Annotated in this window: 18 protein-coding genes and 3 pseudogenes; 11 read left to right on the top strand and 10 right to left on the bottom strand. The window is 69.9% G+C overall.

Annotated features, from left to right (window positions below):
• Positions 1-53: 53 nt before the first annotated feature.
• The 4 genes from QF027_RS33260 to QF027_RS33245 all read right to left on the bottom strand — a co-directional run bounded on the left by QF027_RS33260 (position 54) and on the right by QF027_RS33245 (position 3,774).
• Complete coding sequence (locus tag QF027_RS33260) at positions 54-2,294, bottom strand: HelD family protein (RefSeq protein ID WP_307078805.1); 2,241 nt, start codon at positions 2,292-2,294, stop codon at positions 54-56.
• Between the two features lie 183 nt (positions 2,295-2,477).
• Positions 2,478-2,810 (bottom strand): thioredoxin family protein, encoded by a 333-nt coding sequence (locus QF027_RS33255; RefSeq protein WP_306976177.1) that lies wholly within the window; start codon positions 2,808-2,810, stop codon positions 2,478-2,480.
• Positions 2,807-3,235, bottom strand: coding sequence for a MerR family transcriptional regulator (locus QF027_RS33250; RefSeq protein WP_307082582.1), 429 nt, complete (start codon positions 3,233-3,235; stop codon positions 2,807-2,809). Before QF027_RS33250 ends, QF027_RS33255 begins: the two co-directional genes overlap by 4 nt.
• 29 nt (positions 3,236-3,264) lie before the next feature.
• Positions 3,265-3,774 (bottom strand): Lrp/AsnC family transcriptional regulator, encoded by a 510-nt coding sequence (locus QF027_RS33245; protein WP_307078803.1) that lies wholly within the window; start codon positions 3,772-3,774, stop codon positions 3,265-3,267.
• 45 nt (positions 3,775-3,819) lie between these two features.
• Between QF027_RS33245 and QF027_RS33240 the strand changes: the two genes are divergently transcribed.
• A complete protein-coding gene (locus tag QF027_RS33240; RefSeq protein WP_307078801.1) occupies positions 3,820-4,731 on the top strand; it encodes an NAD-dependent epimerase/dehydratase family protein in 912 nt (303 codons plus the stop codon).
• A 251-nt stretch (positions 4,732-4,982) separates the two neighbouring features.
• On the opposite strand, the gene QF027_RS33235 is transcribed toward QF027_RS33240, so the two are convergent.
• Together QF027_RS33235 and QF027_RS33230 are read right to left on the bottom strand one after the other, a co-directional pair.
• Positions 4,983-5,792, bottom strand: coding sequence for a DUF2127 domain-containing protein (locus QF027_RS33235; RefSeq protein WP_306976182.1), 810 nt, complete (start codon positions 5,790-5,792; stop codon positions 4,983-4,985).
• A 75-nt stretch (positions 5,793-5,867) separates the two neighbouring features.
• Positions 5,868-6,351: pseudogene (locus tag QF027_RS33230) on the bottom strand (MFS transporter); the annotation flags it as partial.
• Between the two features lie 156 nt (positions 6,352-6,507).
• Here QF027_RS33230 and QF027_RS33225 point away from each other — a divergent pair.
• A complete protein-coding gene (locus QF027_RS33225) occupies positions 6,508-7,125 on the top strand; it encodes a TetR/AcrR family transcriptional regulator (protein ID WP_373430948.1) in 618 nt (205 codons plus the stop codon).
• 132 nt (positions 7,126-7,257) lie between these two features.
• On the opposite strand, the gene QF027_RS33220 is transcribed toward QF027_RS33225, so the two are convergent.
• Positions 7,258-8,664 (bottom strand): cation:dicarboxylate symporter family transporter, encoded by a 1,407-nt coding sequence (locus QF027_RS33220; RefSeq protein WP_306986531.1) that lies wholly within the window; start codon positions 8,662-8,664, stop codon positions 7,258-7,260.
• A 121-nt stretch (positions 8,665-8,785) separates the two neighbouring features.
• On the opposite strand from QF027_RS33220, the gene QF027_RS33215 reads away from it, so the two are divergent.
• From QF027_RS33215 to QF027_RS33195, 5 genes are all read left to right on the top strand, one after another.
• A complete protein-coding gene (locus QF027_RS33215; RefSeq protein WP_307078799.1) occupies positions 8,786-10,495 on the top strand; it encodes a sensor histidine kinase in 1,710 nt (569 codons plus the stop codon).
• The gene (locus QF027_RS33210; protein WP_057612029.1) at positions 10,492-11,187 is read left to right on the top strand and encodes a response regulator; all 696 of its coding nucleotides are present in this window, start codon (positions 10,492-10,494) and stop codon (positions 11,185-11,187) included. The genes QF027_RS33215 and QF027_RS33210 overlap by 4 nt, the downstream gene beginning before the upstream one ends.
• Positions 11,188-11,300: 113 nt before the next feature.
• On the top strand, positions 11,301-12,659 hold the full coding sequence (locus QF027_RS33205) for an extracellular solute-binding protein (RefSeq protein WP_307078797.1): 1,359 nt from the start codon (positions 11,301-11,303) through the stop codon (positions 12,657-12,659).
• Positions 12,656-13,516, top strand: a complete 861-nt coding sequence (locus tag QF027_RS33200) for a carbohydrate ABC transporter permease (protein WP_307078795.1) — start codon at positions 12,656-12,658, stop codon at positions 13,514-13,516. The genes QF027_RS33205 and QF027_RS33200 overlap by 4 nt, the downstream gene beginning before the upstream one ends.
• Before the next feature lie 2 nt (positions 13,517-13,518).
• On the top strand, positions 13,519-14,361 hold the full coding sequence (locus QF027_RS33195; RefSeq protein WP_307078793.1) for a carbohydrate ABC transporter permease: 843 nt from the start codon (positions 13,519-13,521) through the stop codon (positions 14,359-14,361).
• A 265-nt stretch (positions 14,362-14,626) separates the two neighbouring features.
• Here the strand turns inward: QF027_RS33195 and QF027_RS33190 are convergent, their stop codons facing one another.
• Complete coding sequence (locus tag QF027_RS33190) at positions 14,627-15,076, bottom strand: PPOX class F420-dependent oxidoreductase (protein ID WP_306986532.1); 450 nt, start codon at positions 15,074-15,076, stop codon at positions 14,627-14,629.
• Positions 15,077-15,263: 187 nt separating this feature from the next.
• On the opposite strand from QF027_RS33190, the pseudogene QF027_RS33185 reads away from it, so the two are divergent.
• Positions 15,264-15,969 (top strand): annotated as a pseudogene (locus tag QF027_RS33185) (helix-turn-helix domain-containing protein).
• A gap of 24 nt (positions 15,970-15,993) precedes the next feature.
• On the opposite strand, the gene QF027_RS33180 reads toward QF027_RS33185, so the two are convergent.
• Positions 15,994-17,019, bottom strand: coding sequence for an ATP-dependent 6-phosphofructokinase (locus QF027_RS33180; protein ID WP_307078791.1), 1,026 nt, complete (start codon positions 17,017-17,019; stop codon positions 15,994-15,996).
• A gap of 197 nt (positions 17,020-17,216) precedes the next feature.
• On the opposite strand from QF027_RS33180, the gene pta reads away from it, so the two are divergent.
• The 3 genes from pta (at position 17,217) to pyk (ending at position 22,104) form a co-directional block, all read left to right on the top strand.
• Entirely contained in the window at positions 17,217-19,310 is a 2,094-nt protein-coding gene (gene pta, locus QF027_RS33175) for a phosphate acetyltransferase (RefSeq protein WP_307078789.1), read from the top strand.
• Between the two features lie 41 nt (positions 19,311-19,351).
• Complete coding sequence (locus QF027_RS33170) at positions 19,352-20,563, top strand: acetate kinase (protein WP_307082579.1); 1,212 nt, start codon at positions 19,352-19,354, stop codon at positions 20,561-20,563.
• A 116-nt stretch (positions 20,564-20,679) separates the two neighbouring features.
• Positions 20,680-22,104 carry a pyruvate kinase gene (pyk, locus tag QF027_RS33165; protein WP_306976204.1) on the top strand — a complete coding sequence of 475 codons (1,425 nt, stop codon included), beginning with the start codon at positions 20,680-20,682 and terminating at the stop codon, positions 22,102-22,104.
• 58 nt (positions 22,105-22,162) lie between these two features.
• On the opposite strand, the pseudogene QF027_RS33160 reads toward pyk, so the two are convergent.
• Positions 22,163-22,474 (bottom strand): annotated as a pseudogene (locus QF027_RS33160) (hypothetical protein); the annotation flags it as partial.
• Positions 22,475-22,574: the final 100 nt, after the last annotated feature.

The raw sequence follows: 22,574 nt of genomic DNA, 5'->3' as shown, positions 1-22,574 counted from the left end.
ACCGCACGCTTATCGCACCGGCCGTGCATACGCAGTGACCATGGCCTGAGCAGTTACGTCTTGACGATCCCCGGGACTGCTGTGTCGGCCAGCGCCTTCGGCAGTCGGCCCGTGTGCAGCACCCCCAGCCGCTGAGTCGCCCGGGTCAGCGCCACATAGAGGTCACTCGTGCCGTACAGCCCCGGCTCGACCACGAGCACGGAGTCGAATTCGAGCCCCTTCGACTGCCGGGGGTCGAGGAGTACGACGGTCCGTGTCAGGTCCGGCTCCGCGCCCGCGGTCACCCCGTCGAGCCGGGCCGCCAGCCTGCGGTGCAGATGGCGCGGAGCGATGACCGCGAGCCGCCCCTCGGCGGGGGTCAGTTCCTTCACCGCCTCCGCGACCGCGCCGGGCAGGTCGTCGGTGGCCCGCACCCAGGGCCGTACGCCGGTCGACCGCACCGAGCTCGGGGGTTCGAAACCGGGGTTCTGCGCGCGCACCACGGCCGCCGCGAGCTCCATGATCTCGGCCGGGGTGCGGTAGTTGACGCCCAGCCGGGCGTGCTCCCAGCGGTCCTCGACGTACGGCTCCAGGATCTTCTGCCACGACCCCACACCCGCCGCCTCCGCGGTCTGCGCCGGGTCGCCGACCAGGGTCATCGAACGGGTCGGGCTGCGCCGCATGAGCAGCCGCCAGGCCATCGGCGACAACTCCTGCGCCTCGTCGACGATGATGTGCCCGAACGCCCAGGTGCGGTCGGCCGCCGCGCGCTCGGCGGCGCTGCGGTGGTCGTCCTCCTCCTGCCGCTCGGCGAACCGCTCGGCGTCGATGATGTCGTGCGCGGACAGGACCTCGGAGTCCTCCTCGTCCTTGTCGTCGAACTCGTAGGTCCGCGAGGCGTACGACACGTCCAGCACACCCTGCGCGTACGCGACCTGTGTCTCCCGCTCGCGCTCGGCCCGGGCCCGGGCCAGCCGTTCGTCCACGCCGAGGAGTTCGGCCGCCTCGTCGAGCAGGGGTACGTCCGCCACCGTCCAACCGCGGGTCACCGGGCGGCGGATGGCGGCCGCGTCCTCGTCGGGGAGGTAGCCGACCGGATCGGCGAGGAAGTCCGCGACCAGCCGCTGCGGGGTCAGACGCGGCCACAACTGGTCGATGGCGGCCCAGACTTCGGGGTTCTCGGCGAGTTCGTCGCGGATCTGCGTGATGTCGCTCGGGTCCAGCAGATTCGTCCCGTCGAACGGATCCGTGCCGATACGTTCGGCGACCATGTCGGTGAGCGTGTTGAGGATGTGGCCCTCGAAGTGCTCACGGGCCACGTTGTGCGGCAGCCGGGCGGCCCGGGTGCGCTCACGGGCCACCTTCACCAGGCCGTCGTCGAGCATGAGGATCTCCCGGTCGTGCTCGATCGCGATCACCGGGTCGGGCAGAGCCTGCCAGTCGCGTACGACGTCGGCGAGGACGTCCGCCATGGCGGCGCGCCCCTTCACCGCGGCCGCCGCGCGGCTGTCGGTCGCCGTCGCCTTCACACCGGGGAAGAGCTCCCCGACCGTCGCGAGCAGCACGCCGGTCTCGCCCAGCGAGGGCAGCACCTCGCCGATGTAGCCGAGGAAGGCGGGGTTGGGGCCGACGATCAGCACGGCACGCTTGGCCAGCAACTCCCGGTGTTCGTAGAGGAGATACGCGGCCCGGTGCAGGGCGACGGCCGTCTTGCCGGTGCCCGGACCGCCCTCGACCACCAGCACCCCGCGGTGGGGGGCGCGGATGATCTCGTCCTGCTCGGCCTGGATGGTCTGCACGATGTCGCTCATGCGGCCGGTGCGCGCGGAGTTGAGCGCGGCGAGCAGCACGGCGTCGCCGGTCGGGTCCTCGTGACCGGTCCGTTCCTGGTCGCCCAGGTCGAGGATCTCGTCGTGCAGGTCGGTCACCCGGCGGCCCTCGGTACCGATGTGCCGGCGGCGGCGCAGGCCCATCGGGGTGTGGCCGGTGGCCAGGTAGAAGGGGCGGGCGACGCCGGCCCGCCAGTCGATGAGGATCGGGGTGCGTTCGGCGTCCTCGGTGCGCAGTCCGATCCGGCCGATGTGATGGGTGGTGCCCGAGGTGAGGTCGATCCGGCCGAAGCAGAGGGAGCCGTCGACCGCGTTCAGCGCGGCCAGCAGCCCCGAGCGCTCGGCGACCAGGATGTCCCGCTCCAGCCGCGCCTGTTGGGGGGTGTTGCCCTGGGCGAGCGCGTCCGTGACGGCGGCCTCGGTGTCGCCCCGCAGGGCGTCCACATGTGCGTACAGTCCGTCGATGAATTCCTGCTCCTGACGCAATTCATCGTCCGGAAAACCGGTGTTTGACAATTCCACTCCCGCCCGGATATACTGTGCTCACTGAGCTTCTTTGCGACGCATGCTTTTATACGCACAGCCATGAAGTCGCGAACCATTGAATATACGCAGAGAAATCCCCCGAGCGCAATCGCTCGGGGGATTTCTCTGCGTTATTGCGTCAGATCACAGGACGTCCGTCAGCTCCTCCAGCAGCCGCCGCTTGGGCCTCGCCCCCACCATCGACCGCACCGGCTCCCCGTCCCGGAACACCATGAAGGTGGGCATCGACAGCACCTTGTAGGCGTTCGTGGTCAGCGGATTGGTGTCGACGTCCAGTTGGACCACCTTGAGCCGCTCGCCCTCCTCCGCGGCGAGAGCCGTGAGCACCGGCCCCATCTGCCGGCACGGCGGACACCAGTCGGCGGTGAACTCCACCAGCACCGGCAGCTCCGATGCGAGCACCTCCGTCTCGAAGTCCGTGTCCGTCACCTCTGCCACACCCGCTGCCCTGATCATCTGTGGACCCCTCCCAGTTCACACCGCGGCTCCGGACCACCCGGAACCTCCGCGTCGGCGGCCAGCCCGTCACGCGCCCGCTCGGCCCGCTCCAGCTGCTGCCCGACCTGAGCCCGCACGGACTGCAACTCGCCGATCAGCGCATCCAGTTCACCGAGCTTGCGCCGGTAGACCGCGAGCGAGGCGGGGCACGCATCGCCCTCGGGATGACCGGCCCGCAGACACTCCACGAACGGCCGCGTCTCCTCCAGGTCGAACCCGAAGTCCTGGAGCGTCCGGATCTGCCGGAGCAGCTTCAGGTCGTCCTCGTCGTAGGTCCGGTATCCGTTGTGGCCGCGCCGCGCGGGCAGCAGGCCCCGCGCCTCGTAGTAGCGCAGCGTCCGCGTCGTGGTCCCGGCCCGTGCGGCCAGCTCGCCGATTCGCATGCCCACGAACGTAGTCCTTGACGCCGACGTCAAGGCAAGAGCGGTTTGCGCTGGACCGGAGAGGTCAGCACGATCGACGTCGTCGTGCGGCCCAGGGTGGAGACCTCTTCCAGGACGTCCTCCAGGTGGACCATGTCCCGGACGGCGACCTTGAGGATCCAGCAGTCCTCGCCGACCACGTGGTGCACCTCGGTGATCTCAGGGCGCTCCATCAGTTCCAGGGTCCTCGGATGCCGCAGGTTGTAACCGCCGTGCGGGCTGACCCGGATGAACGCCTGGATGCCGTAGCCGAGCCGGGCCACGACCACGTGGGCGCCGTAGCCGCTGATGACGCCCGCCGCCTCGAGCCGCCGCACCCGCTCGGTGACCGCCGCCGGGCTCAGCCGCACCCGGCGGCCCAGCTCGCTGAGCTTGATCCGGCCGTCGGTCTGGAGGAGCTCCAGGATCTGCCGGTCCAGCGCGTCGAAGGCCACCGAGGTTTCGTCGGCGGTGGCGCGTGGCTGCCGCGGTTCTTTCGGCACTACTGCTCGAACTCCCATGATTCCCCCTTCAATGCGCGGACATACGCCGGGAGAATTATGGTCATGGATACCCCACGAGAGGTACTGGTCATCGGCGGCAGCCGATACTTCGGCAAGCGGCTGATCGCCCGACTGCTGGCCGCGGGCCACCGGGTCACGGTCCTCAACCGGGGCTCGTCAGCACCCCCTCGCGGGGCGGTTCACCTGGTCGCGGACCGCGACGACGAAAGCTCGTTGCGCAGCGCCCTGGGCTCCCGCACGTTCGACGTCGTCGTCGACCAGGTCTGCTACACCCCGCGCCAGGCGGCGGTCGCCCGCCGGGTCTTCGCCGGACGCACCCGCCGCTATGTGATGACCTCGACCGTGGAGGTGTACGAGTACGAGGACTCGATCGCCCTCGTGCGGGAGGACGCCGTCGACCCGGCGACCGTACCCGTCGATCTCGGACTTCCCTGGGACGACCCCGAATTCCTCGACTCCCATTACGGAGAAGGCAAGCGCCAAGCGGAATCCGTGTTCGCCGCCGACTCCGTATTTCCTTTTACGACCGTCCGTGTGGCCCATGTCCTGGGCGGGGACGACGACTTCACCGGGCGGCTCGCCCATTACGCGGACCGTATCCGCACCGGCGAGCCCATCGCCGTCCCGGTGGACAACCAGCCCGCCACCTACATCCACGTCGAGGAGATCGCCGACTTCCTCGCCTGGACGGTGGGCCAGGACTTCACCGGCCCCGTGAACGCGGCCTCTCACGGACTGCTGGGCACGGAGGAGTTGTGCAGGGCGGTGGCCGCGCACTTCCCCGAGGGGAAGACCGTCCTCCAGCTCGTCGAGCTCGGCGAGGTCTCGCCGTTCTCCTTCGCCCGCTCCTACGGCATGGACAACTTCCGCGCCACCCGACTCGGGTTCACCTTCGGCGACGCACGGCAATGGCTGCCACGGGCGGTGGCCGAGACGCTCGGGAAGGGGGCCTGAGATCCGGTGCGGCACCGTGGACGGGCTGCGGGGGTGAGCGCGATCGGGCCGGCCGCGATGCCCCTGTCCACCTGCGAAGCGGCCACCACCAAGGTTGCGCCCCCGGCTCCCCCCGTCCCGGCTCGCTCTGCCTTGACCCACCCAGGGGCGCGGCCCGCACCGATGCGCGACTCCGAGGCGTTGGCGTGACCCTGGTGTGCGGCGCGGCCAAGGCGTGGCCGGCGAAGGAGGTCGCCGACCCGTGGGCCCGCCTAGGGGCGGCCCAGGGGGTGTCGAGGCTCCTGCCCCGATGCGCTGAGCTCGCTCAGCCCGCCGGCCTCCTCCACCTCCAGCAGCGACGCGCTCTGCCGTTCCTCCTCGAAGGCCCGGTGGCCGCCGCGCAGGCCGAACAGGCGCTTGGCCAGGAGGATGTAGAGGACGGCGAGGATGTTGAGGACCAGCGTGGCGATCTTCAACCAGCTGATGCGCTCGGTGAGTTCGTAGATCTCCAGCGGCAGGAAGGCGGCGGTCGCGACCACCGTCAGGTACTCCGCCCAGCGCTTGGCGTACCAGAGGCCGACCGCCTCGACGAGCTCGATGAGGGCGTACGCCAGCAGCAGCACGGCCACGAGGACAAGGGTGTTGTGCTTGTACCCGAACGTCTTCTGGAGGGTATCGACGACCGGTGAGTGGTCGAGGTCGTAGTGGAAGTGCCTGAACACCGGCCGGAAGACGTCGAGATACTCGTCGAAGAGCCGGCGCACCGCGTCCTGGCTGTTGCTGAACTTCCACACCGCCACTGCGGCCAGCACGATGAACACCCCGCGCACCGCCCGCTCGATCGCGAGGAAGCGAAGGATGAACAGGTCCCTGAGCACCTTGCCGCGCGGCACGAGGGGCGCGTGGTCCGCGGGCCCCGAGCCGTGCGGCTCGCCGAGGGCGAAGTCGCCGCAGCGCAGGCAGCGCCACACCCCGCCCAGGGCGGTCTCGGCGTACAGCCGGTCCCGGAGGCGGGGTTCGTCCGGCGCGTACGTCACATGGCCGCGGCGCGCACAGGTGCGTCGGTCCCAGTCGATCTTCATCCCCCGTGTGCCTCCGATGGAAAAGCGTGCGTCCGGGCACGGCACGCTAGTGGGGCCGGGTAAGAGTTCGGTGAGTCAGCGGGTGCCGACCAGCTCCTTCTCCTCCGCGTCCCTGGAAGCGGGCTCGGCGGACTTCCGACCGGGCAGCAGCACCGCGACCACCGCCGTCCCGACGCCCAGCACGATCGCCCCGACCAGGCCGGTGTGCGCCACCGCGCCGGAGAAGGACGAGCCGACCGCGTCCGCCATCTGCCGGGTACCGGAGGCGAGCTGCCCGGCCTGTGCCTTCAGCCGGGCCGCCTGCCGGGGGCCGGTGGCCTGGGCGGCCTGCGCGGCGACCGGCTGGGCCTTCTCGCCTGCGCCGCGCGACCGTGTGTCCGGCGCCGGCCGAGTCCTGCGCCGCGGCCGGCGTCGACGCGGGGAGCCTGCTGCCGGCGGTGGCGTCGGAGAGGTGGTCCCCGTACGAGGTGGCCAGCAGCGAGCCGAGGACCGCGATGCCGAGCGAGCCGCCGAGCTCGATCGAGGTGTCGTTCACCGCGCCGCCGCCGAACACTCCGAGCCTCAGCAGCAGCGCCCCGCGGCGGCTGTACTTGTCGCCGATGGCGCCGAACAGCAGCATCAGCGCGGCGCACGGGACGGGGTGTGCATTTGCTCAATACTGTGCAACCCACGCCTACTGCACAACCATGTGCAAGTTCGGCCGGGGAGGGACAGAATGACGGCCATGACCACGGGCCATTCACCTCGCGCCGAAGCCAACCGCCGCCACATCCTCGATGTCGCACTCACCGAGCTGCTGCGCGACCCCGCCGCGTCCATGGACCAGATCGCCCGCGCCGCGGGTGTCGTACGGCGGACCGTGTACGGCCACTTCCCGAGCCGTGAGGCGCTGGTCGGCACGCTCGTCGACGGGGCCGTGGAGGCGGTGGCGGCCGCGCACGCGGCGGGACGCGAGGGGGCCGAGGACCTGGCGCAGGCCGTGGCGGGCTCCGTGCTCGCGGTCTGGGAGGTCGCCGACCGCTATCGCATCCTGGTCGCGCTCGCCCAGCGCAGCGTCACCGTGCAGGGCATCCGCGAGCGCCTCGCCACCGTGCGCGAGTCCTGCACCGAGCTGCTCCAGCGCGGTCTGGACACGGGCGTCTTCGTCTCACCGCTGCCCGCGCCCGCGCTGGCGTACGTCCACGAGCAGATGATGTTCGCGGTGATGGAGGCGGTGAACGACGGGCTGCTGGACGCGGAAGAGGCGGGCCGCTCCACCGCGGTCACCGTTCTGACCGCGGCGGGCGTACCCGCCTCTCTGGCCACCGCGCTGGTGGCGAGACTGAGCGACTGATTCTTCGGGAGGGTGGTCCGGGCGGCCGAGCCACGGGGGAGTACTCGGCCGCCCGGGGCGGGAGCCGGGCCCGGGTTCAGGTCGGGTCCGGCTCGGTTCTGTGTGACCGTAAGGCCGGCGGTCCGCGGCCGCTCAGGCCTTGGCCAGCTCCTTCTCGCCGCCCTGCTCGGGGATGTCCGCCGAGACGTCGTCGTCAGCGTGGTCGAGGAGCGTCTTCTCGTCGAAGGGCAGGTGACCGGCGAGCACCTGGTCGACGCGCTCGCGGTCGATCTCCTTGGTCCAGGTGCCGATCAGGACGGTGGCGACGGCGTTGCCCGCGAAGTTGGTCAGGGCGCGCGCCTCGCTCATGAAGCGGTCGATGCCGACGATCAGGCCGATGCCGTCCACCAGCGCGGGCTTGTGCGACTGGAGTCCGCCGGCCAGGGTCGCGAGACCGGCGCCGGTGACACCGGCGGCGCCCTTCGAGGCGACGAACAGGAAGAGCAGCAGCGGGATCTGCTCGCCGATCGACATCGGCGTACCCATGGCGTCGGCGATGAACAGCGAGGCCATCGTCATGTAGATCATGGTGCCGTCGAGGTTGAACGAGTAGCCGGTCGGGACCGTGATGCCGACCACCGGCTTGCTGACACCCAGGTGCTCCATCTTCGCGATGAGCCTCGGCAGCGCGGACTCGGAGGACGAGGTCGACAGGATCAGCAGGAACTCACGGCCCAGGTACTTGAAGAGCGTGAGGATGTTCAGGCCCGCGATGATCCGCAGGAGGGTGCCGAGCACGACGATGACGAACAGGAAGCAGGTGATGTAGAAGCCGACCATCAGGAGCGCGAGATCCTTGAGCGCGTCCACGCCCGCCGATCCGACGACCGCGGCCATCGCGCCGAAGGCACCGACCGGGGCGGCCCACATCACCATGGCGAGGACCCGGAAGACGAGCCGCTGGATGTGCTCGACACCGCGCAGGACCGGCTGTCCGACCGGGCCCATGGCCTGCAGGGCGAAGCCGACGAGCAGGGCGATCAGCAGGGTCTGGAGCACCTCGCCCTCGGTGAAGGCGGAGACGAAGGTCGTCGGGATGATGCCGAGCAGGAACTCGGTGGTGTCCTTGGCCTCCGCGTCGACCTGCGCATGGCCGACGTCCTTGACCGCGTCGGTCACGGCGAGGCCGGTACCCGGGTCCAGGATGTTGCCGACGACCAGGCCGATGCCCAGCGCGACCAGCGACATGATCGTGAAGTAGAGGAGCGCGATACCGCCGACGGCGCCGACCTTGGCGGCCTTCCGTACCGATCCGATACCGAGCACGATCGTGCAGAAGATGATCGGCGAGATCATCATCTTGATCAGGTTCACGAAGCCGGTACCGATGGGCTTGAGCTCCACGGCGAAGTCGGGTGCGACCAGGCCGACCGTGATACCGAGGGCGACCGCGACGATCACCGCGATGTAGAGGTAGTGGGTGCGGTCCTTTTTGACTGCGGGTGCCGTATCGGGGGTGCTGGCGGCCACGGCTGCCCTCCTTGACGTCGTCGTCGGCATGACCGGCGTGCGGCTCACGTCCGGGCTTTTGAAGGAATGCCGTGACTATCTCCCGCCCTGTGAGGGCGGTCACCCTTCCGTTCATTTAGTTCACAATCAGCCATGGAGGCAGACTGACGACATGCGCATCCCCGTACCGAGACCCCGGAGCCTCGCGGCCCAGCTCTTCGCCATGCAGGCCGTGCTGATCGCCGTGGTCGTGGCGGGGTACGCGCTGTTCACGTACGTCAGCGACCGGGGCCAGGCCGAGGACGCGGCGCGCGTTCAGGCCAGGGCCGTGGCGCGGGCGGTCGCGGACTCGCCGTCCGTGCGGGAGGCCATCGGCACACCGAAACCGACGGCCGAACTTCAGCCCTACGCGCTGCGGGTCATGGCCGACACCGAGGTCGACTTCGTCACGATCATGAGCCCGCAGGGCATCCGCTGGACCCACCCCGACCAGGACCAGATCGGCAAGCACTTCCTCGGCAACACCGAGCGCGCGCTCAAGGGCGAGACCTTCACGGAGACCTACACCGGCACCCTGGGCTCCTCGGTCCGGGCGGTCACCCCGGTCAAGGACGGCAGCGGCAAGGTCATCGGCCTGGTCAGCGCCGGTATCCAGGTCGAGAAGATCAGCGAGCGGGTGCAGGGCCAGCTCACCGCCCTGCTCGCCGTCGCGGGCGGCGCGCTCGCACTCGGTGCCATCGGCACCTACGTCGTCAACGCCCGCCTGCGCCGCCACACCCACGGCATGAACGCGGCCGAGCTCAGCAGGATGCACGACTATCACCAGGCCGCCCTGCACGCGGTACGCGAGGGGCTGCTCATGCTGGACGGCCAGTACCGTGTCGCGCTGATCAACGACGGCGGACGGGAGTTGCTGGGCGTGTCCCCGCAGGACAGGGTGATCGGGCGGTCGGTGGCCGACCTCGGGCTGCCGGCGCCGCTGACGGGTGCGCTGCTCTCCTCGGAGCCACGGCACGACGAGGTGCATCTGACGTCCTCGCGGGTGCTGGTCGTCAACACCTCCCCGGTCTCCGGCGGAGAGCAGCGCGGCACCGTGGTCACCCTGCGCGATGTGACCGAACTCCAGTCCCTGATGGGCGAGCTGGACTCCGAGCGCGGCTTCACCCAGGCGTTGCGCTCCCAGGCCCACGAGGCGGCGAACCGGCTGCACACGGTCGTCTCCCTGATCGAACTGGGCCGCGCGGAGCAGGCGGTGGGCTTCGCGACCGCCGAACTGGAGCTGGCGCAGGCGCTGACCGACCAGGTCGTGGCGGCGGTCAGCGAGCCCGTCCTGGCCGCCCTGCTGCTGGGCAAGACCGCGCAGGCGAACGAACGCGGCGTGGAGTTGGTCGTGTCGGAGGACAGCCGCCTGGACGACGGGTTGCTGCCGGAGAGCCTTCCGGCCCGGGACCTGGTCACGATCCTCGGCAACCTCATCGACAACGCGGTGGACGCGGCGCAGGGCAGCGTGCGGGCGCGGGTGACGGTGACGGCATACACGGCGGGCACGGGGGGCACGGCGGACACGGCCGGGCGCGGGCTGGTCCTGCGGGTCTCGGACACCGGCGCGGGCGTCGACCCGGCCCACACCGAGGCGGTCTTCCGGCGCGGGTTCTCGACGAAGCCGGCGGGTCCCGGCGGGCGCGGGCTCGGCCTGGCGCTCGTCCGGCAGGCGGTCAACCGCTGCAAGGGCACCCTGACCGTGGCGGAGGCCGAAGGGGGCGGCGCCGAGTTCGAGGTGCGGCTGCCCCTGGAGAGCGGCCCCGGGCACCTCGAGGATGCCACGGTTCCCCACAGTGCCACCGTCCCCGGCGGTGCCACGGCCCCCGGAGGCGACGTATGACCACCCAGCAGCCCATCCGTGTCCTGGTCGTCGAGGACGACCCGGTCGCCGCCGACGCGCACGTCCTGTACGTGAACCGCGTCACCGGCTTCACGGCCGTGGGCAAGGCCCACACAGGCGCTGAGGCCCGCCGTCTCCTGGACCGCACGGCCGTCGACCTGCTCCTGCTCGACCTGCATCTGCCGGACGGGCACGGCCTCCAGCTGGCCCGTCAGCTGCGCGCGGCCGGACATCAGGCGGACGTGATAGCAGTGACGTCGGCCCGGGACCTGACGGTCGTCCGCGAGGGCGTCTCGCTGGGTGTCGTGCAGTACGTCCTGAAGCCGTTCACCTTCGCCACCCTGCGCGACCGGCTGATCCGGTACGCGGAGTTCCACGCGTCGGCCGGTGAGGCGAGCGGTCAGGACGAGGTGGACCGCGCGCTGGCCACGCTCCGGGCACCGGGCCCGGCCGCTCTGCCCAAAGGGCTCAGCGCGCCGACCCTGGAGCGGGTGACGGTGGCCCTGCGGGACTGCGCGGAGGGGCTCACGGCGACCGGCCTGGCCGAGGTGGTCGGGATCTCCCGGATCACGGCCCGCCGCTACCTGGAACATCTGGTCGACGCGGGCCGGGCGGCACGCAGTCCGCAGTACGGGACGGTAGGGCGGCCGGAGTTGCAGTACCGGTGGGTCAGGGGGCAGGGGCAGCAGTAGGTCCGAGACCGGTGAGTCCGAGCCCGTGCACGGTCATTGACGGGACTAGACCACTCCTCTTACGTTCACACGGCAGCCGTCCCGGCCACAACGACGTGAGCCCGTAGGAGGTCATGCCCGTGCGCCCCACCGCCGTACTTCCCTCCCTGCTCGCCACCGCCCTCGCCGCATCCGCCCTCACCGCATGCGGCGGTTCCGGCAGCGATCCGGACACCGTGAAGGTCTCGTTCAAGCAGTCCACGGACAACTCGATCCACGTCATGGACGACTACCTCGCGGACATCAAGAAGCAGTTCGAGAAGGCGAACCCCGGCAAGAAGGTCGAACTCGTCCCGATCAAGGCCCCGGACTCGGAGTACTACACCAAGCTGCAGCAGATGCTCCGCTCCGCGAAGACCGCCCCCGACCTGGTCTACGAGGACACCTTCCTCATCAACTCCGACATCACCAGCGGGTACTTGAAGCCCCTCGACGCCTACCTCGCCAAGTGGCCCGACTGGAACCGGTTCATCGACACCGCGAAGGCCGCCGCCAAGGCCGCGGACGGCAAGACGTACGGCGTCCCGGACGGCACCGACACCCGGGGGCTCTGGTACGACAAGGGCATCTTCGCCAAGGCCGGCCTGCCCGCCGACTGGCAGCCGAAGACCTGGGACGAGGTCCTCGACGCCGCCCGCACCATCAAACGCAGGGTCCCGGACGTCACCCCCCTCAACGTCTACACCGGCAAACCCGCGGGCGAGGCCGCCACCATGCAGGGCTTCGAGATGCTGCTGTACGGGACCGAGGACCGCCTGTACGACGATGCCGCGAAGAAGTGGATCGCCGGCAGCCAGGGCTTCGAGGACGCCCTCTCCTTCGTCGAGACGGTCTACCGGGAGAAGCTCGGCCCGGACGTCTCCACCGCCCTCGACCCCAACATCCAGACCATCGTCCGGGGCGACCTGCTGCCCAAGGGCAAGCTCGGCATCAATCTAGACGGCTCCTGGCTCCCGCAGGACTGGCTGCCCGGCAGCGGACACGAATGGCCCGAGTGGTCCCGCAAGTTGGGGCTCGCGTACATGCCGACCCAGCACGGCCAGGCCCCCGGCAAGGTGAGCATGTCCGGCGGCTGGACCTGGGCCGTCCCCGCCAAGGCGGCCAACCCCGACCTCGCCTTCGACTTCATCAGGGCGATGCAGACCAAGGCCAACGCCCAGAAGTGGTACGTCGCCAACTCGGGCATCTCCGTACGCGAGGACGTGGCCGCGGACCCCGCGTACGCCAAGGCCCAGCCCGGCATCAAGTTCTTCACCGATCTGGTCGCCAGCACCCATTACCGGCCCGCCTACCCGGCGTATCCGAAGGTCTCCACCGCGATCCAGGAGGCGATGGAGGGCGTGACGACCGGTGACACCTCCGTCGAGGAGGCGGCCAGGAACTACGACGACTCGCTCAAGGAGGCCACCGACAACCAAGTGATCGAAAAGTGAACCGGCGCTCCCTCGCCCGCGCCCTCCCCGTCACGCCCGCACTCGTCCTGCTGCTCCTCTTCCTCGCCGGACCCATCGCCTACTGCGCCTGGATCGCCTTCACCGACCTGCAGTTGACCGGTCAGGCCGAGTCGTCCTTCGTCGGCTTCGAGAACTTCCGCACGGCCTTCCAGGACGAGGAGTTCCTCAACGCCGTATGGCTGACCCTGGTGTTCACGGTCGTGTCGTCGCTGATCGGGCAGAACACGCTGGGCCTGGCCCTCGCGGCGCTCATGCGGCGCGCCTCGAAGCCCGTGCGCACGCTCACCGGAGGCATCGTCATCACCGCGTGGGTGCTCCCGGAGGTCGTCGCGGGCTTCCTCCTCTACGCCTTCTTCCGCAAGGAGGGCACGCTGAACGCCCTGCTCGACCTCCTCCATCTCCCGTCCCAGAACTGGCTGTTCACCCTGCCGATCCTGGCGGTGTCCTTCGCGAACGTCTGGCGCGGCACCGCCTTCTCGATGCTGGTCTACACGGCGGCGCTCGGCGAGATACCGAAGGAGATCACGGAGGCCGCCGAGGTCGACGGCGCCGGCGGCTGGCGCCGGATGTGGCACATCACCCTGCCGATGATCCGGCGCTCCATCGGCACGAACCTGATGCTCAACACCCTCCAGACGCTGTCGGTCTTCGGGCTGATCTGGGTGATGACGAGGGGCGGGCCGGGCGACAGGAGCCAGACCCTGCCCCTCTTCATGTACGAACAGGCCTTCCAGAACAGCATGATCGGCTACGGCACCGCAGTGGCTCTGCTGCTGCTCCTGGTGGGGTCGGTCTTCTCCGTGGTCTACATGCGCCTGCTGCGGACGGAGGTCTGACCATGGCCGCCACACACTTCGCCGACCGTCGCCGCAACCGCCGACTGGCCGCCGACGCAGGCCTGTTGGCGGTCGCCGCCGCGTTCGTGCTGCCGCTCGCCTGGGTGGTCCTCTCGGCCCTGGATCCGCACGCCGACCTGAGGGTGAAGGCCCCCGACGGTGTCACTCTCGAGAACTTCGACGCGATCCTGACCTCCGACATCACCTTCACCCCGCTGCTCAACAGCCTGATCCTGTGCGGCGGGGCAACCCTGCTGACGGTGGTCTGCGCGGCCCTCGCGGCCTATCCCCTGTCCCGCTTCAGCTCCCGTCTCAACCGGCCGTTCCTGCTGTCGATCCTCTTCGCGACCAGCCTGCCCATCACGGCGATCATGGTGCCGGTGTACGCGCTGTTCGTGCAGGTCGACCTGATCGACACCCTCCAGGGCACGATCCTGTTCTTCGCCGCGTCCCAACTCCCCTTCGCCATCTGGCTGATGAAGAACTTCATGGACGGCGTACCGAAGGAGCTGGAGGAGGCGGCCTGGACGGACGGTGCGGGCTCCCTCCAGTCGCTCACCAGGATCGTGCTGCCCCTCATGGGCCCCGGCGTCGCGGTCGTGACCGTCTTCTCCTTCGTCATGATGTGGGGCAACTTCTTCGTGCCGTTCATGCTGCTGCTCACCCCGGACCAGATGCCGGCGTCCGTGAGCATCAACGAGTTCTTCGGCAACCGCGGGATGGTGGCGTACGGGCAGCTCGCCGCGTTCTCGATCGTCTACTCGACGCCGGTGATCCTGCTGTACGTGCTGATCGCGCGACGGCTGGGCGGGGGCTTCGCACTGGGCGGGGCGGTCAAGGGATGACGGGCGCCCGCGGCCGCGGGCCGGCGTCGGCCTGCCCGGTCGCGGGTGTCGGTGTACTCGAAGAGATCGGCACCACGGGGCCGGGGGGGGGCACCGACCGACCGCCGGCCCACTGCCGCATCCACCGACGGCCCGCCGGGCCAGGGCCGTCACGGGATGTGCCGTCTGCCGCCCCCCGGGTGAGGCGTTCGCGATGCCCCCGGGCCGGACCCGGACGGTACCGCCCCGGCAGGTCCCCACGTCTTCCCGGGGCCCGGCAACGCTCTCACCCCTCGGGCAGGATCCCCGGCCGGAACGGCTCCACCCCCACCACCCTGCGCACCCGCACCGGCTCGATCAGCAGCATCACCCGCCGCTCCCCCTCGAGCAGCCACGGATACCGCTCCTCGCCGATGTACTTCCGCGTGAGCCGGTCCATGGAGCGCTCCGCCTCCTCGCCCTCCACGAACCGCACCACCCGGCCCCGGATCTCGACGCGGTCGTAGGGGTTGTCTGGGTCGTGGTGGGAGAGGGAAACGTTCGGATTGCGCCGCAGGTTTTCCTCCTTCACACGTCCGATCGCCGTGTTGACCATGACGTACTCACCTTCGACATCCGCCCACATGGGCGAGACCTGCGGCGCTCCGTCCGGACCGACGGTCGCCAGATGCCAGAAGTTCGGCGCCAGCAGCCGCTCGCGAATATGCCCCTCTACCTTGCCATTCACTTCGTACACGAAGATCGCACCTCTTTCCGGCCACCCGTCCGGGCACCCGGCGCCATCCTCACCGCGGCGCCCGCGCCGCCGACAGACGATCTTCGGCCAGCCCGAATACACGGCCGAAACCGTAGATTCCTACAATCCGTGTTCCTGGCCGAACAGACCGTAGTCACCGGGCGTCCGCTTCCCTAACTTGTGGGCCGTGCGCCGACCCGCAGCCCTGCCGAACCAGCCCGGACCGCCCTTCGACCACCTCACCGCCCGCAGACTCCGTGTCGCTCTCGGCATGGGGCCCGAGCACGTGGCCTACGGGCTGCGCGTCTCGTACGGGCTCCCCTACGTCACCCCGGATCTCGTCGTCGCCTGGGAGCGCGGGATCGTCTGCCCCACCAGTCCGGAACTCACCGCTCTCGCGGGCGTGTTGTGGTGCTCGCCCGGTGAACTCATCGGCCGCCCCCCGCACCCTGCGCGAGCACCGTGTCGCGCGCGGCATCGCCCCCGAGGACGTCGCCCGTGCCGTGGGGCTCGAACTGCTCACCTACCTGAGCATGGAGGAGCACGACGAGTGGCGCGGCACCGACCGCCAGTCCGCCGCTCTCGCCGCCCTGCTGGAGCTGAACCTGCCGGACTTCGTCGCCGTCACAGGACGCGAGAAGCGGCTCGCCGAGTGTCTGCGCGGCGCGGTCGGCACCCGCTGGCAGGCCTACGTCCGTCAGATCGCGAAGATCGTCCCCCTGGACCGGCGGCTGGTGGAGGAGACCCTCATGGATCTGCACCGGCAGTACCAGGGGCAGATGGTGTCCACCCTGAGCTGGGGCGGAGGCGGCGAGCGCGCCGGCGAGGCCGGCCAGGAGTTCCTGGACGAGATCGTGGAGCGGTTCTGGGAGGCGGTCGAGAGACGGCCGTAGGACAGCGACCGCCCGGACGCATGCCTAGAAGACCGACTCCGCCTCGTCCATCCGGTCCTTCGGGACCGTCTTCAGCTCGGTGACCGCCTCGGCGAGCGGCACCATCACGATGTCGGTGCCCTTGAGCGCGGTCATCCTGCCGAACTGGCCCCGGTGCGCGGCCTCCACCGCGTGCCAGCCGAAGCGGGTGGCGAGGACCCTGTCGTACGCGGTGGGCACGCCGCCGCGCTGCACATGCCCGAGGATGACCGGCTTGGCCTCCTTGCCGAGCCGGCGCTCGAGCTCGTGCGCCAGGGCCGTGCCGATGCCCTGGAAGCGCTCGTGGCCGAACTGGTCGATCTCGCCGTGGCCGTAGTCCATGCTGCCCTCGGCGGGGTGGGCACCCTCGGCGACGCAGACGACCGCGAACTTCTTGCCGCGGGCGAATCGCTCCTCGACCATCTTGACCAGGTCGGCCGGGTCGAAGGGGCGCTCGGGCAGGCAGATGCCGTGGGCACCGGCGGCCATGCCGGACTCCAGGGCGATCCAGCCCGCGTGCCGGCCCATGACCTCGACGACCATCACGCGCTGGTGGGACTCGGCGGTGGTCTTGAGGCGGTCCATGGCCTCGGTGGCGACACCGACCGCGGTGTCGAAGCCGAAGGTGCGGTCGGTGGAGGAGATGTCGTTGTCGATCGTCTTCGGGACGCCGACGACCGGGAGACCGGCGTCGAACAGCATGCGGGCGGCCGTGAGGGTGCCCTCGCCGCCGATCGGGATCAGCGCGTCGATGCCGAACTCGTGGATCATGTCGGAGGCGCTCTCGCACGCCTCGCGCAGCCGGTCGCGCTCCAGGCGGGAGGAGCCGAGGATGGTGCCGCCGCGGGCCAGGATGCCGCTGACACTGTCCAGGTCGAGGGCGCGGTAGCGGCCGTCCAGGAGGCCGGAGTAGCCGTCCTCGAAGCCGATGACCTCGTCGCCGTAATGGTCGACCGCTCGGTGCACGACCGACCGGATCACTGCGTTCAGACCAGGGCAGTCGCCGCCTGCGGTGAGAACTCCGATACGCATCGTGCTGTGTCTCCTGCTCGCTGTTGACACCGGTGAGCCAATTCCGATTGTTTCACGTCCCGCACGGGGCCGTCGCACTCCGTACTGCCGGGCGCCTTATCCATCGTCCGGGGTATTGTCAAGAGGGTTTCCGCTCACCTCGGTGGGCGATTTTCATGACAGCGACTTTTCCGAAGGCGACGGAACGGAGATCACGCGTGACCCGCAGCGTGTACGTGACCGGGATCGACCGCGGCGACGGCCGCCAGGTCGTCGAACTGGGGGTCATGGAGCTGCTGACCCGCCAGGTCGACCGGGTGGGGGTGTTCCGGCCGCTGGTGCACCACAGTCCCGACCGGCTCTTCGAGCTGCTGCGCGCCCGCTACCGGCTCACCCAGGACCCGGCCACCGTCTACGGCCTCGACTACCACGAGGCCTCCGCGCTGCAGGCCGAGCAGGGCACCGACGAGCTGGTCTCCACCCTGGTCGACCGCTTCCACCTGGTGGCCCGCGACTACGACGTCGTCCTGGTCCTCGGTACCGACTTCGCCGACACCCAGCTCCCTGACGAGCTCTCCCTCAACGCCCGGCTGGCCAACGAGTTCGGCGCCGCCGTGATCCCGGTCGTGGGCGGTCGGGGGCAGGCCGCCGAGTCGGTGCTCGCGGAGACCCGCAACGCCTACCGGGCCTACGACGGTCTGGGCTGCGACGTCCTCGCCATGGTCACCAACCGGGTGGCCCGCCAGGACCGGGAGGAGATCGCCGAGCGGCTCTCGGGGCCGATGCCCGTGCCCTGTTACGTCGTCCCGGACGAGCCCGCCTTGGCCGCGCCCACCGTCGCCCAGATCGGGCAGGCCCTCGGTGCCCGGGTGGTCCTCGGCGACGACTCCGGGCTCGCCCGGGACGCCCTGGACTTCGTCTTCGGCGGCGCGATGCTGCCGAACTTCCTGAAGGCCCTGACCCCGGGCTGCCTGGTGGTCACCCCGGGCGACCGCGCGGACCTGGTCGTCGGCTCGCTCGCCGCGCACAGCGCCGGCACGCCGCCGATAGCCGGTGTGCTGCTCACCCTGAACGAGGTCCCGGGCGACGACGTCCTCACCCTCGCCGCCCGCCTGGCCCCCGGCACCCCGGTGCTCTCGGTGGCCGGCACCAGCTTCCCCACCGCCGCCGAGCTCTTCGCGCTGGAAGGGAAGCTGAACGCGGCCACGCCCCGCAAGGCGGAGACCGCGCTCGGTCTCTTCGAGCGGTACGCCGACACCGCCGATCTCGCCCGCCGGGTCTCCGCTCCGAGCAGCGACCGCCTCACCCCGATGATGTTCGAGCACAAGCTCCTGGAGACGGCCCGCTCCGACAAGCGCCGCGTCGTCCTGCCCGAGGGCACCGAGCCGCGCGTCCTGCACGCCGCCGAGGTTCTGCTGCGCCGGGGTGTGTGCGACCTCACCCTGCTCGGTCCGGTCGACCAGATCCGCAAGAAGGCCGCCGACCTCGGCATCGACCTCGGCGACTGCCAGTTGATCGATCCCGCGACCTCCGAACTGCGCGACGCCTTCGCCGAGAAGTACGCGGCACTCAGGGCCCACAAGGGCGTCACGGTCGAGCTGGCCTACGACGTGGTCTCCGACGTGAACTACTTCGGCACCCTGATGGTCCAGGAGGGCCTCGCGGACGGCATGGTGTCCGGTTCTGTGCACTCCACGGCGGCGACCATCCGCCCCGCCTTCGAGATCATCAAGACCAAGCCGGACGCCGACATCGTCTCGTCGGTCTTCTTCATGTGCCTCGCCGACAAGGTGCTGGTGTACGGCGACTGTGCCGTGAACCCCGACCCCGACGCCGTGCAGCTCGCCGACATCGCCATCCAGTCGGCCGCGACCGCCGAGCAGTTCGGCGTGGAGCCGCGGATCGCGATGCTGTCGTACTCCACCGGCACGTCGGGCTCGGGCGCCGACGTCGACAAGGTGCGCGAGGCCACCGAGCTGGTACGGCAGCGGCGGCCCGACCTCAGGATCGAGGGGCCGATCCAGTACGACGCGGCCGTCGAGCCGACCGTGGCTCAGACCAAGCTGCCGGGCTCCGAAGTCGCGGGCCAGGCCAGCGTGTTGATCTTCCCCGACCTCAACACCGGTAACAACACCTACAAGGCCGTGCAGCGTTCGGCCGGCGCGATCGCCGTCGGGCCGGTGCTCCAGGGGCTGCGCAAGCCCGTCAACGACCTGTCCCGGGGCGCCCTCGTCTCGGACATCGTCAACACCGTCGCCATCACGGCGATCCAGGCCCAGATCCCGACCGAGCAGAAGGCTTCCGCCCAGTGAGTGCCACCCGCCCGTCTCCCACCACCGCCCTGTCCGACGAGCTGCGCTCGGCCCCTTCTGCGCGAATCCTCGTCCTCAACTCCGGCTCCTCGTCGGTGAAGTACCAGCTGCTCGACATGCGGGACAGCAGCCGGCTGGCACAGGGGCTCGTCGAGCGCATCGGGGAGCAGTCCTCCCGGCTGAAGCACATCCCCCAGGGCAGCGAGCCCCGTGAGTGGACCGGCCCGATCGCCGACCACGACGCCGCGCTGAAGGCCGTGGCGGAAGAACTGGCGAAGGACGGGCTCGGCCTCGACTCCCCCGAGCTGGCCGCGATAGGCCACCGCGTGGTGCACGGCGGCAGGACCTTCACCGAGCCGACGGTGATCGACGAGACCGTGCTCGCCGAGATCGAGCGGCTGATCCCGGTCGCCCCGCTGCACAACCCGGCCAACCTCACCGGCATCCGCACCGCGCGGGCGCTGCGCCCGGACCTGCCCCAGGTCGCCGTCTTCGACACCGCGTTCCACACCACGATGCCGGAGTCGGCCGCGCGCTACGCGATCGACGTGGAGACCGCCGACGCGCACCGCATCCGCCGCTACGGCTTCCACGGCACCTCGCACGCGTACGTGTCCCGGGCGACCGCGAAGCTGCTGGGCAAGGCACCCGAGGACGTCAACGTGATCGTGCTGCACCTCGGCAACGGCGCGAGCGCCTCCGCGGTCCGGGGCGGCAGGTGCGTGGACACCTCCATGGGGCTGACGCCTTTGGAGGGACTCGTGATGGGTACGCGCTCCGGAGACACCGATCCGGCTGTCATCTTCCATTTGGCGCGCGTTGGCAAAATGTCCATCGACGAAATCGACACTCTTCTCAACAAGAGGAGCGGACTGGTCGGCCTCTGCGGTGACAACGACATGCGGGAGATTCGGCGCCGGATCGACGAGGGGGACGAGCAGGCCGAGCTCGCCTTTGACATCTACATTCACCGTCTGAAGAAGTACATCGGCGCCTATTACGCCGTTCTCGGTACGGTGGACGCGATCGCGTTCACCGCCGGGGTCGGCGAGAACGCGGCACCGGTGCGGGAAGCCGCCGTGGCGGGCCTGGAGACCCTGGGCCCGGCGGTGGACCGTGAGCTCAACGCCGTACGGAGCGACGAACCGCGGCTGATCTCGCCCGCCGACGCACGGGTGAAGGTCGCCGTGGTGCCGACCGACGAAGAACTGGAAATCGCGACGCAGACCTACGCACTGGTCGCACGGCATTGATTTGCGGCTCCACCGCGTGGCGACTGAGCGGTAACCCAGCTGAGCGACGTTCCGCCCATTTGTATCTTCCGCCAGACGGAATATTCCGCAGCGAAACAAACCGATAGGATCGCCCCATGCGCCGTTCGAAAATCGTCTGTACTCTCGGCCCCGCGGTCGACTCCCACGAGATGCTGGTCTCGCTGATCGAAGCCGGCATGAACGTGGCCCGTTTCAACTTCAGCCACGGCTCGCACGCCGAGCACCAGGGGCGGTACGACCGCGTCCGTGCCGCCGCCAAGGAGACCGGCCGGGCCATCGGTGTCCTCGCCGACCTGCAGGGCCCGAAGATCCGCCTGGAGACCTTCGCCGAGGGCCCGGTGGAGCTGGAGCGCGGTGACGAGTTCGTCATCACCGCCGAGGACGTCCCGGGTGACAAGACCATCTGCGGGACGACCTACAAGGGCCTGCCCGGTGACGTCTCCCGCGGCGACCAGATCCTCATCAACGACGGCAACGTCGAGCTGAAGGTCCTGGACGTCGAGGGCCCGCGGGTCAAGACGATGGTCATCGAGGGCGGTGTCGTCTCCGACCACAAGGGCATCAACCTGCCCGGCGCGGCGGTGAACGTCCCGGCGCTGAGCGAGAAGGACGTCGAGGACCTCCGCTTCGCGCTGCGCATGGGCTGCGACATGGTCGCGCTGTCCTTCGTCCGGGACGCCAAGGACGTCGACGACGTCCACCGCGTGATGGACGAGGAGGGCCGCCGGGTCCCCGTCATCGCCAAGGTGGAGAAGCCGCAGGCGGTGGACAACATGGAGGACGTCGTGATGGCGTTCGACGCCGTCATGGTGGCCCGTGGCGACCTGGCCGTCGAGTACCCGCTCGAGAAGGTCCCGATGGTGCAGAAGCGCCTCATCGAGCTGTGCCGCCGCAACGCCAAGCCGGTGATCGTGGCGACCCAGATGATGGAGTCGATGATCACCAACTCCCGCCCGACCCGCGCCGAGGCCTCCGACGTGGCCAACGCGATCCTGGACGGCGCGGACGCGGTCATGCTGTCGGCGGAGTCCTCGGTCGGCGCGTATCCCATCGAGACCGTGAAGACGATGTCGAAGATCGTCGCCGCGGCCGAGCAGGAGCTGATGTCCAAGGGGCTGCAGCCGCTCGTCCCGGGCAAGAAGCCGCGCACGCAGGGCGGTTCGGTGGCCCGTGCCGCCTGCGAGATCGCCGACTTCCTCGGCGGCCGGGGCCTGGTGGCCTTCACCCAGTCCGGCGACACGGCCCGTCGTCTCTCGCGCTACCGCGCGGTCCAGCCGATCATCGCCTTCACCACGGACGAGAGCACCCGCAACCAGCTGGCGCTCAGCTGGGGCGTGGAGTCGCACGTGGTGCCGTTCGTGAACACCACCGATGAGATGGTCGACCTGGTGGACCAGGAGATCACCAAGATCAACCGGTTCAACCCGGGCGAGATCGTCATCATCACCGCCGGCTCGCCCCCCGGCGTCGCCGGCACCACCAACATGCTGCGCGTCCACCACCTCGGCGGCGCGCAGTAGGAATCCGTACGACAGCGAGGGCGCCGCCTGTGGCAGGGGGCGCCCTCCGTGCGTGTACTCAGCCGATCGTGCCGGCGTCCGCGGGGAAGTCCGGGGGCCAGGGCAGGGACGCGTCGTACAGGGCCTCCCGGTCGCCCATCAGCGCGTACTCGGCCTCGCGCCGGCTCGGTGTGCCGCTGACGACGAAACTGTCACCGTCGGGTTCCAGCATCCAGGTGTACGCGGCGTCCTCCGCCGCGAGCCGGTGCCGTTCGCCCAGGCCGGCGAACTCCTCGGCGGTGGCCCGGCGGATGTGCACGCCGTCCCGGTAGTAGGGCCGCAGCAGCATGAGCTCCACGTGTCCGAAGCAGACCTCGACGCGCGTAGTGGTCCCGTAGGAGCCTCTCTGTCACGGCCCCCAGGGCTCACGTACGCGCTGAGGGTGCCCTCTGTTGAAGAGGACACCCTCAGCGTGTGTGCGGCTCCCGGAA

Source organism: Streptomyces canus (assembly GCF_030816965.1).
Taxonomy (GTDB): Bacteria; Actinomycetota; Actinomycetes; order Streptomycetales; family Streptomycetaceae; genus Streptomyces; species Streptomyces canus_E.
Note: the sequence above shows the minus strand (reverse complement) of the source record. Positions and strands in the feature narration are given on the sequence as shown.

Coding starts and splice junctions, on each gene's coding strand:
- QF027_RS33255 (WP_306976177.1), bottom strand. CDS start 2,810: ATGATCAGGGCAGCGGGTGTGGCAGAGGTGACGGACACGGACTTCGAG.
- QF027_RS33250 (WP_307082582.1), bottom strand. CDS start 3,235: ATGCGAATCGGCGAGCTGGCCGCACGGGCCGGGACCACGACGCGGACG.
- QF027_RS33245 (WP_307078803.1), bottom strand. CDS start 3,774: ATGGGAGTTCGAGCAGTAGTGCCGAAAGAACCGCGGCAGCCACGCGCC.
- QF027_RS33240 (WP_307078801.1), top strand. CDS start 3,820: ATGGATACCCCACGAGAGGTACTGGTCATCGGCGGCAGCCGATACTTC.
- QF027_RS33235 (WP_306976182.1), bottom strand. CDS start 5,792: ATGAAGATCGACTGGGACCGACGCACCTGTGCGCGCCGCGGCCATGTG.
- QF027_RS33225 (WP_373430948.1), top strand. CDS start 6,508: ATGACGGCCATGACCACGGGCCATTCACCTCGCGCCGAAGCCAACCGC.
- QF027_RS33220 (WP_306986531.1), bottom strand. CDS start 8,664: ATGCCGACGACGACGTCAAGGAGGGCAGCCGTGGCCGCCAGCACCCCC.
- QF027_RS33215 (WP_307078799.1), top strand. CDS start 8,786: ATGCGCATCCCCGTACCGAGACCCCGGAGCCTCGCGGCCCAGCTCTTC.
- QF027_RS33210 (WP_057612029.1), top strand. CDS start 10,492: ATGACCACCCAGCAGCCCATCCGTGTCCTGGTCGTCGAGGACGACCCG.
- QF027_RS33205 (WP_307078797.1), top strand. CDS start 11,301: ATGCCCGTGCGCCCCACCGCCGTACTTCCCTCCCTGCTCGCCACCGCC.
- QF027_RS33195 (WP_307078793.1), top strand. CDS start 13,519: ATGGCCGCCACACACTTCGCCGACCGTCGCCGCAACCGCCGACTGGCC.
- QF027_RS33180 (WP_307078791.1), bottom strand. CDS start 17,019: ATGCGTATCGGAGTTCTCACCGCAGGCGGCGACTGCCCTGGTCTGAAC.
- pyk (WP_306976204.1), top strand. CDS start 20,680: ATGCGCCGTTCGAAAATCGTCTGTACTCTCGGCCCCGCGGTCGACTCC.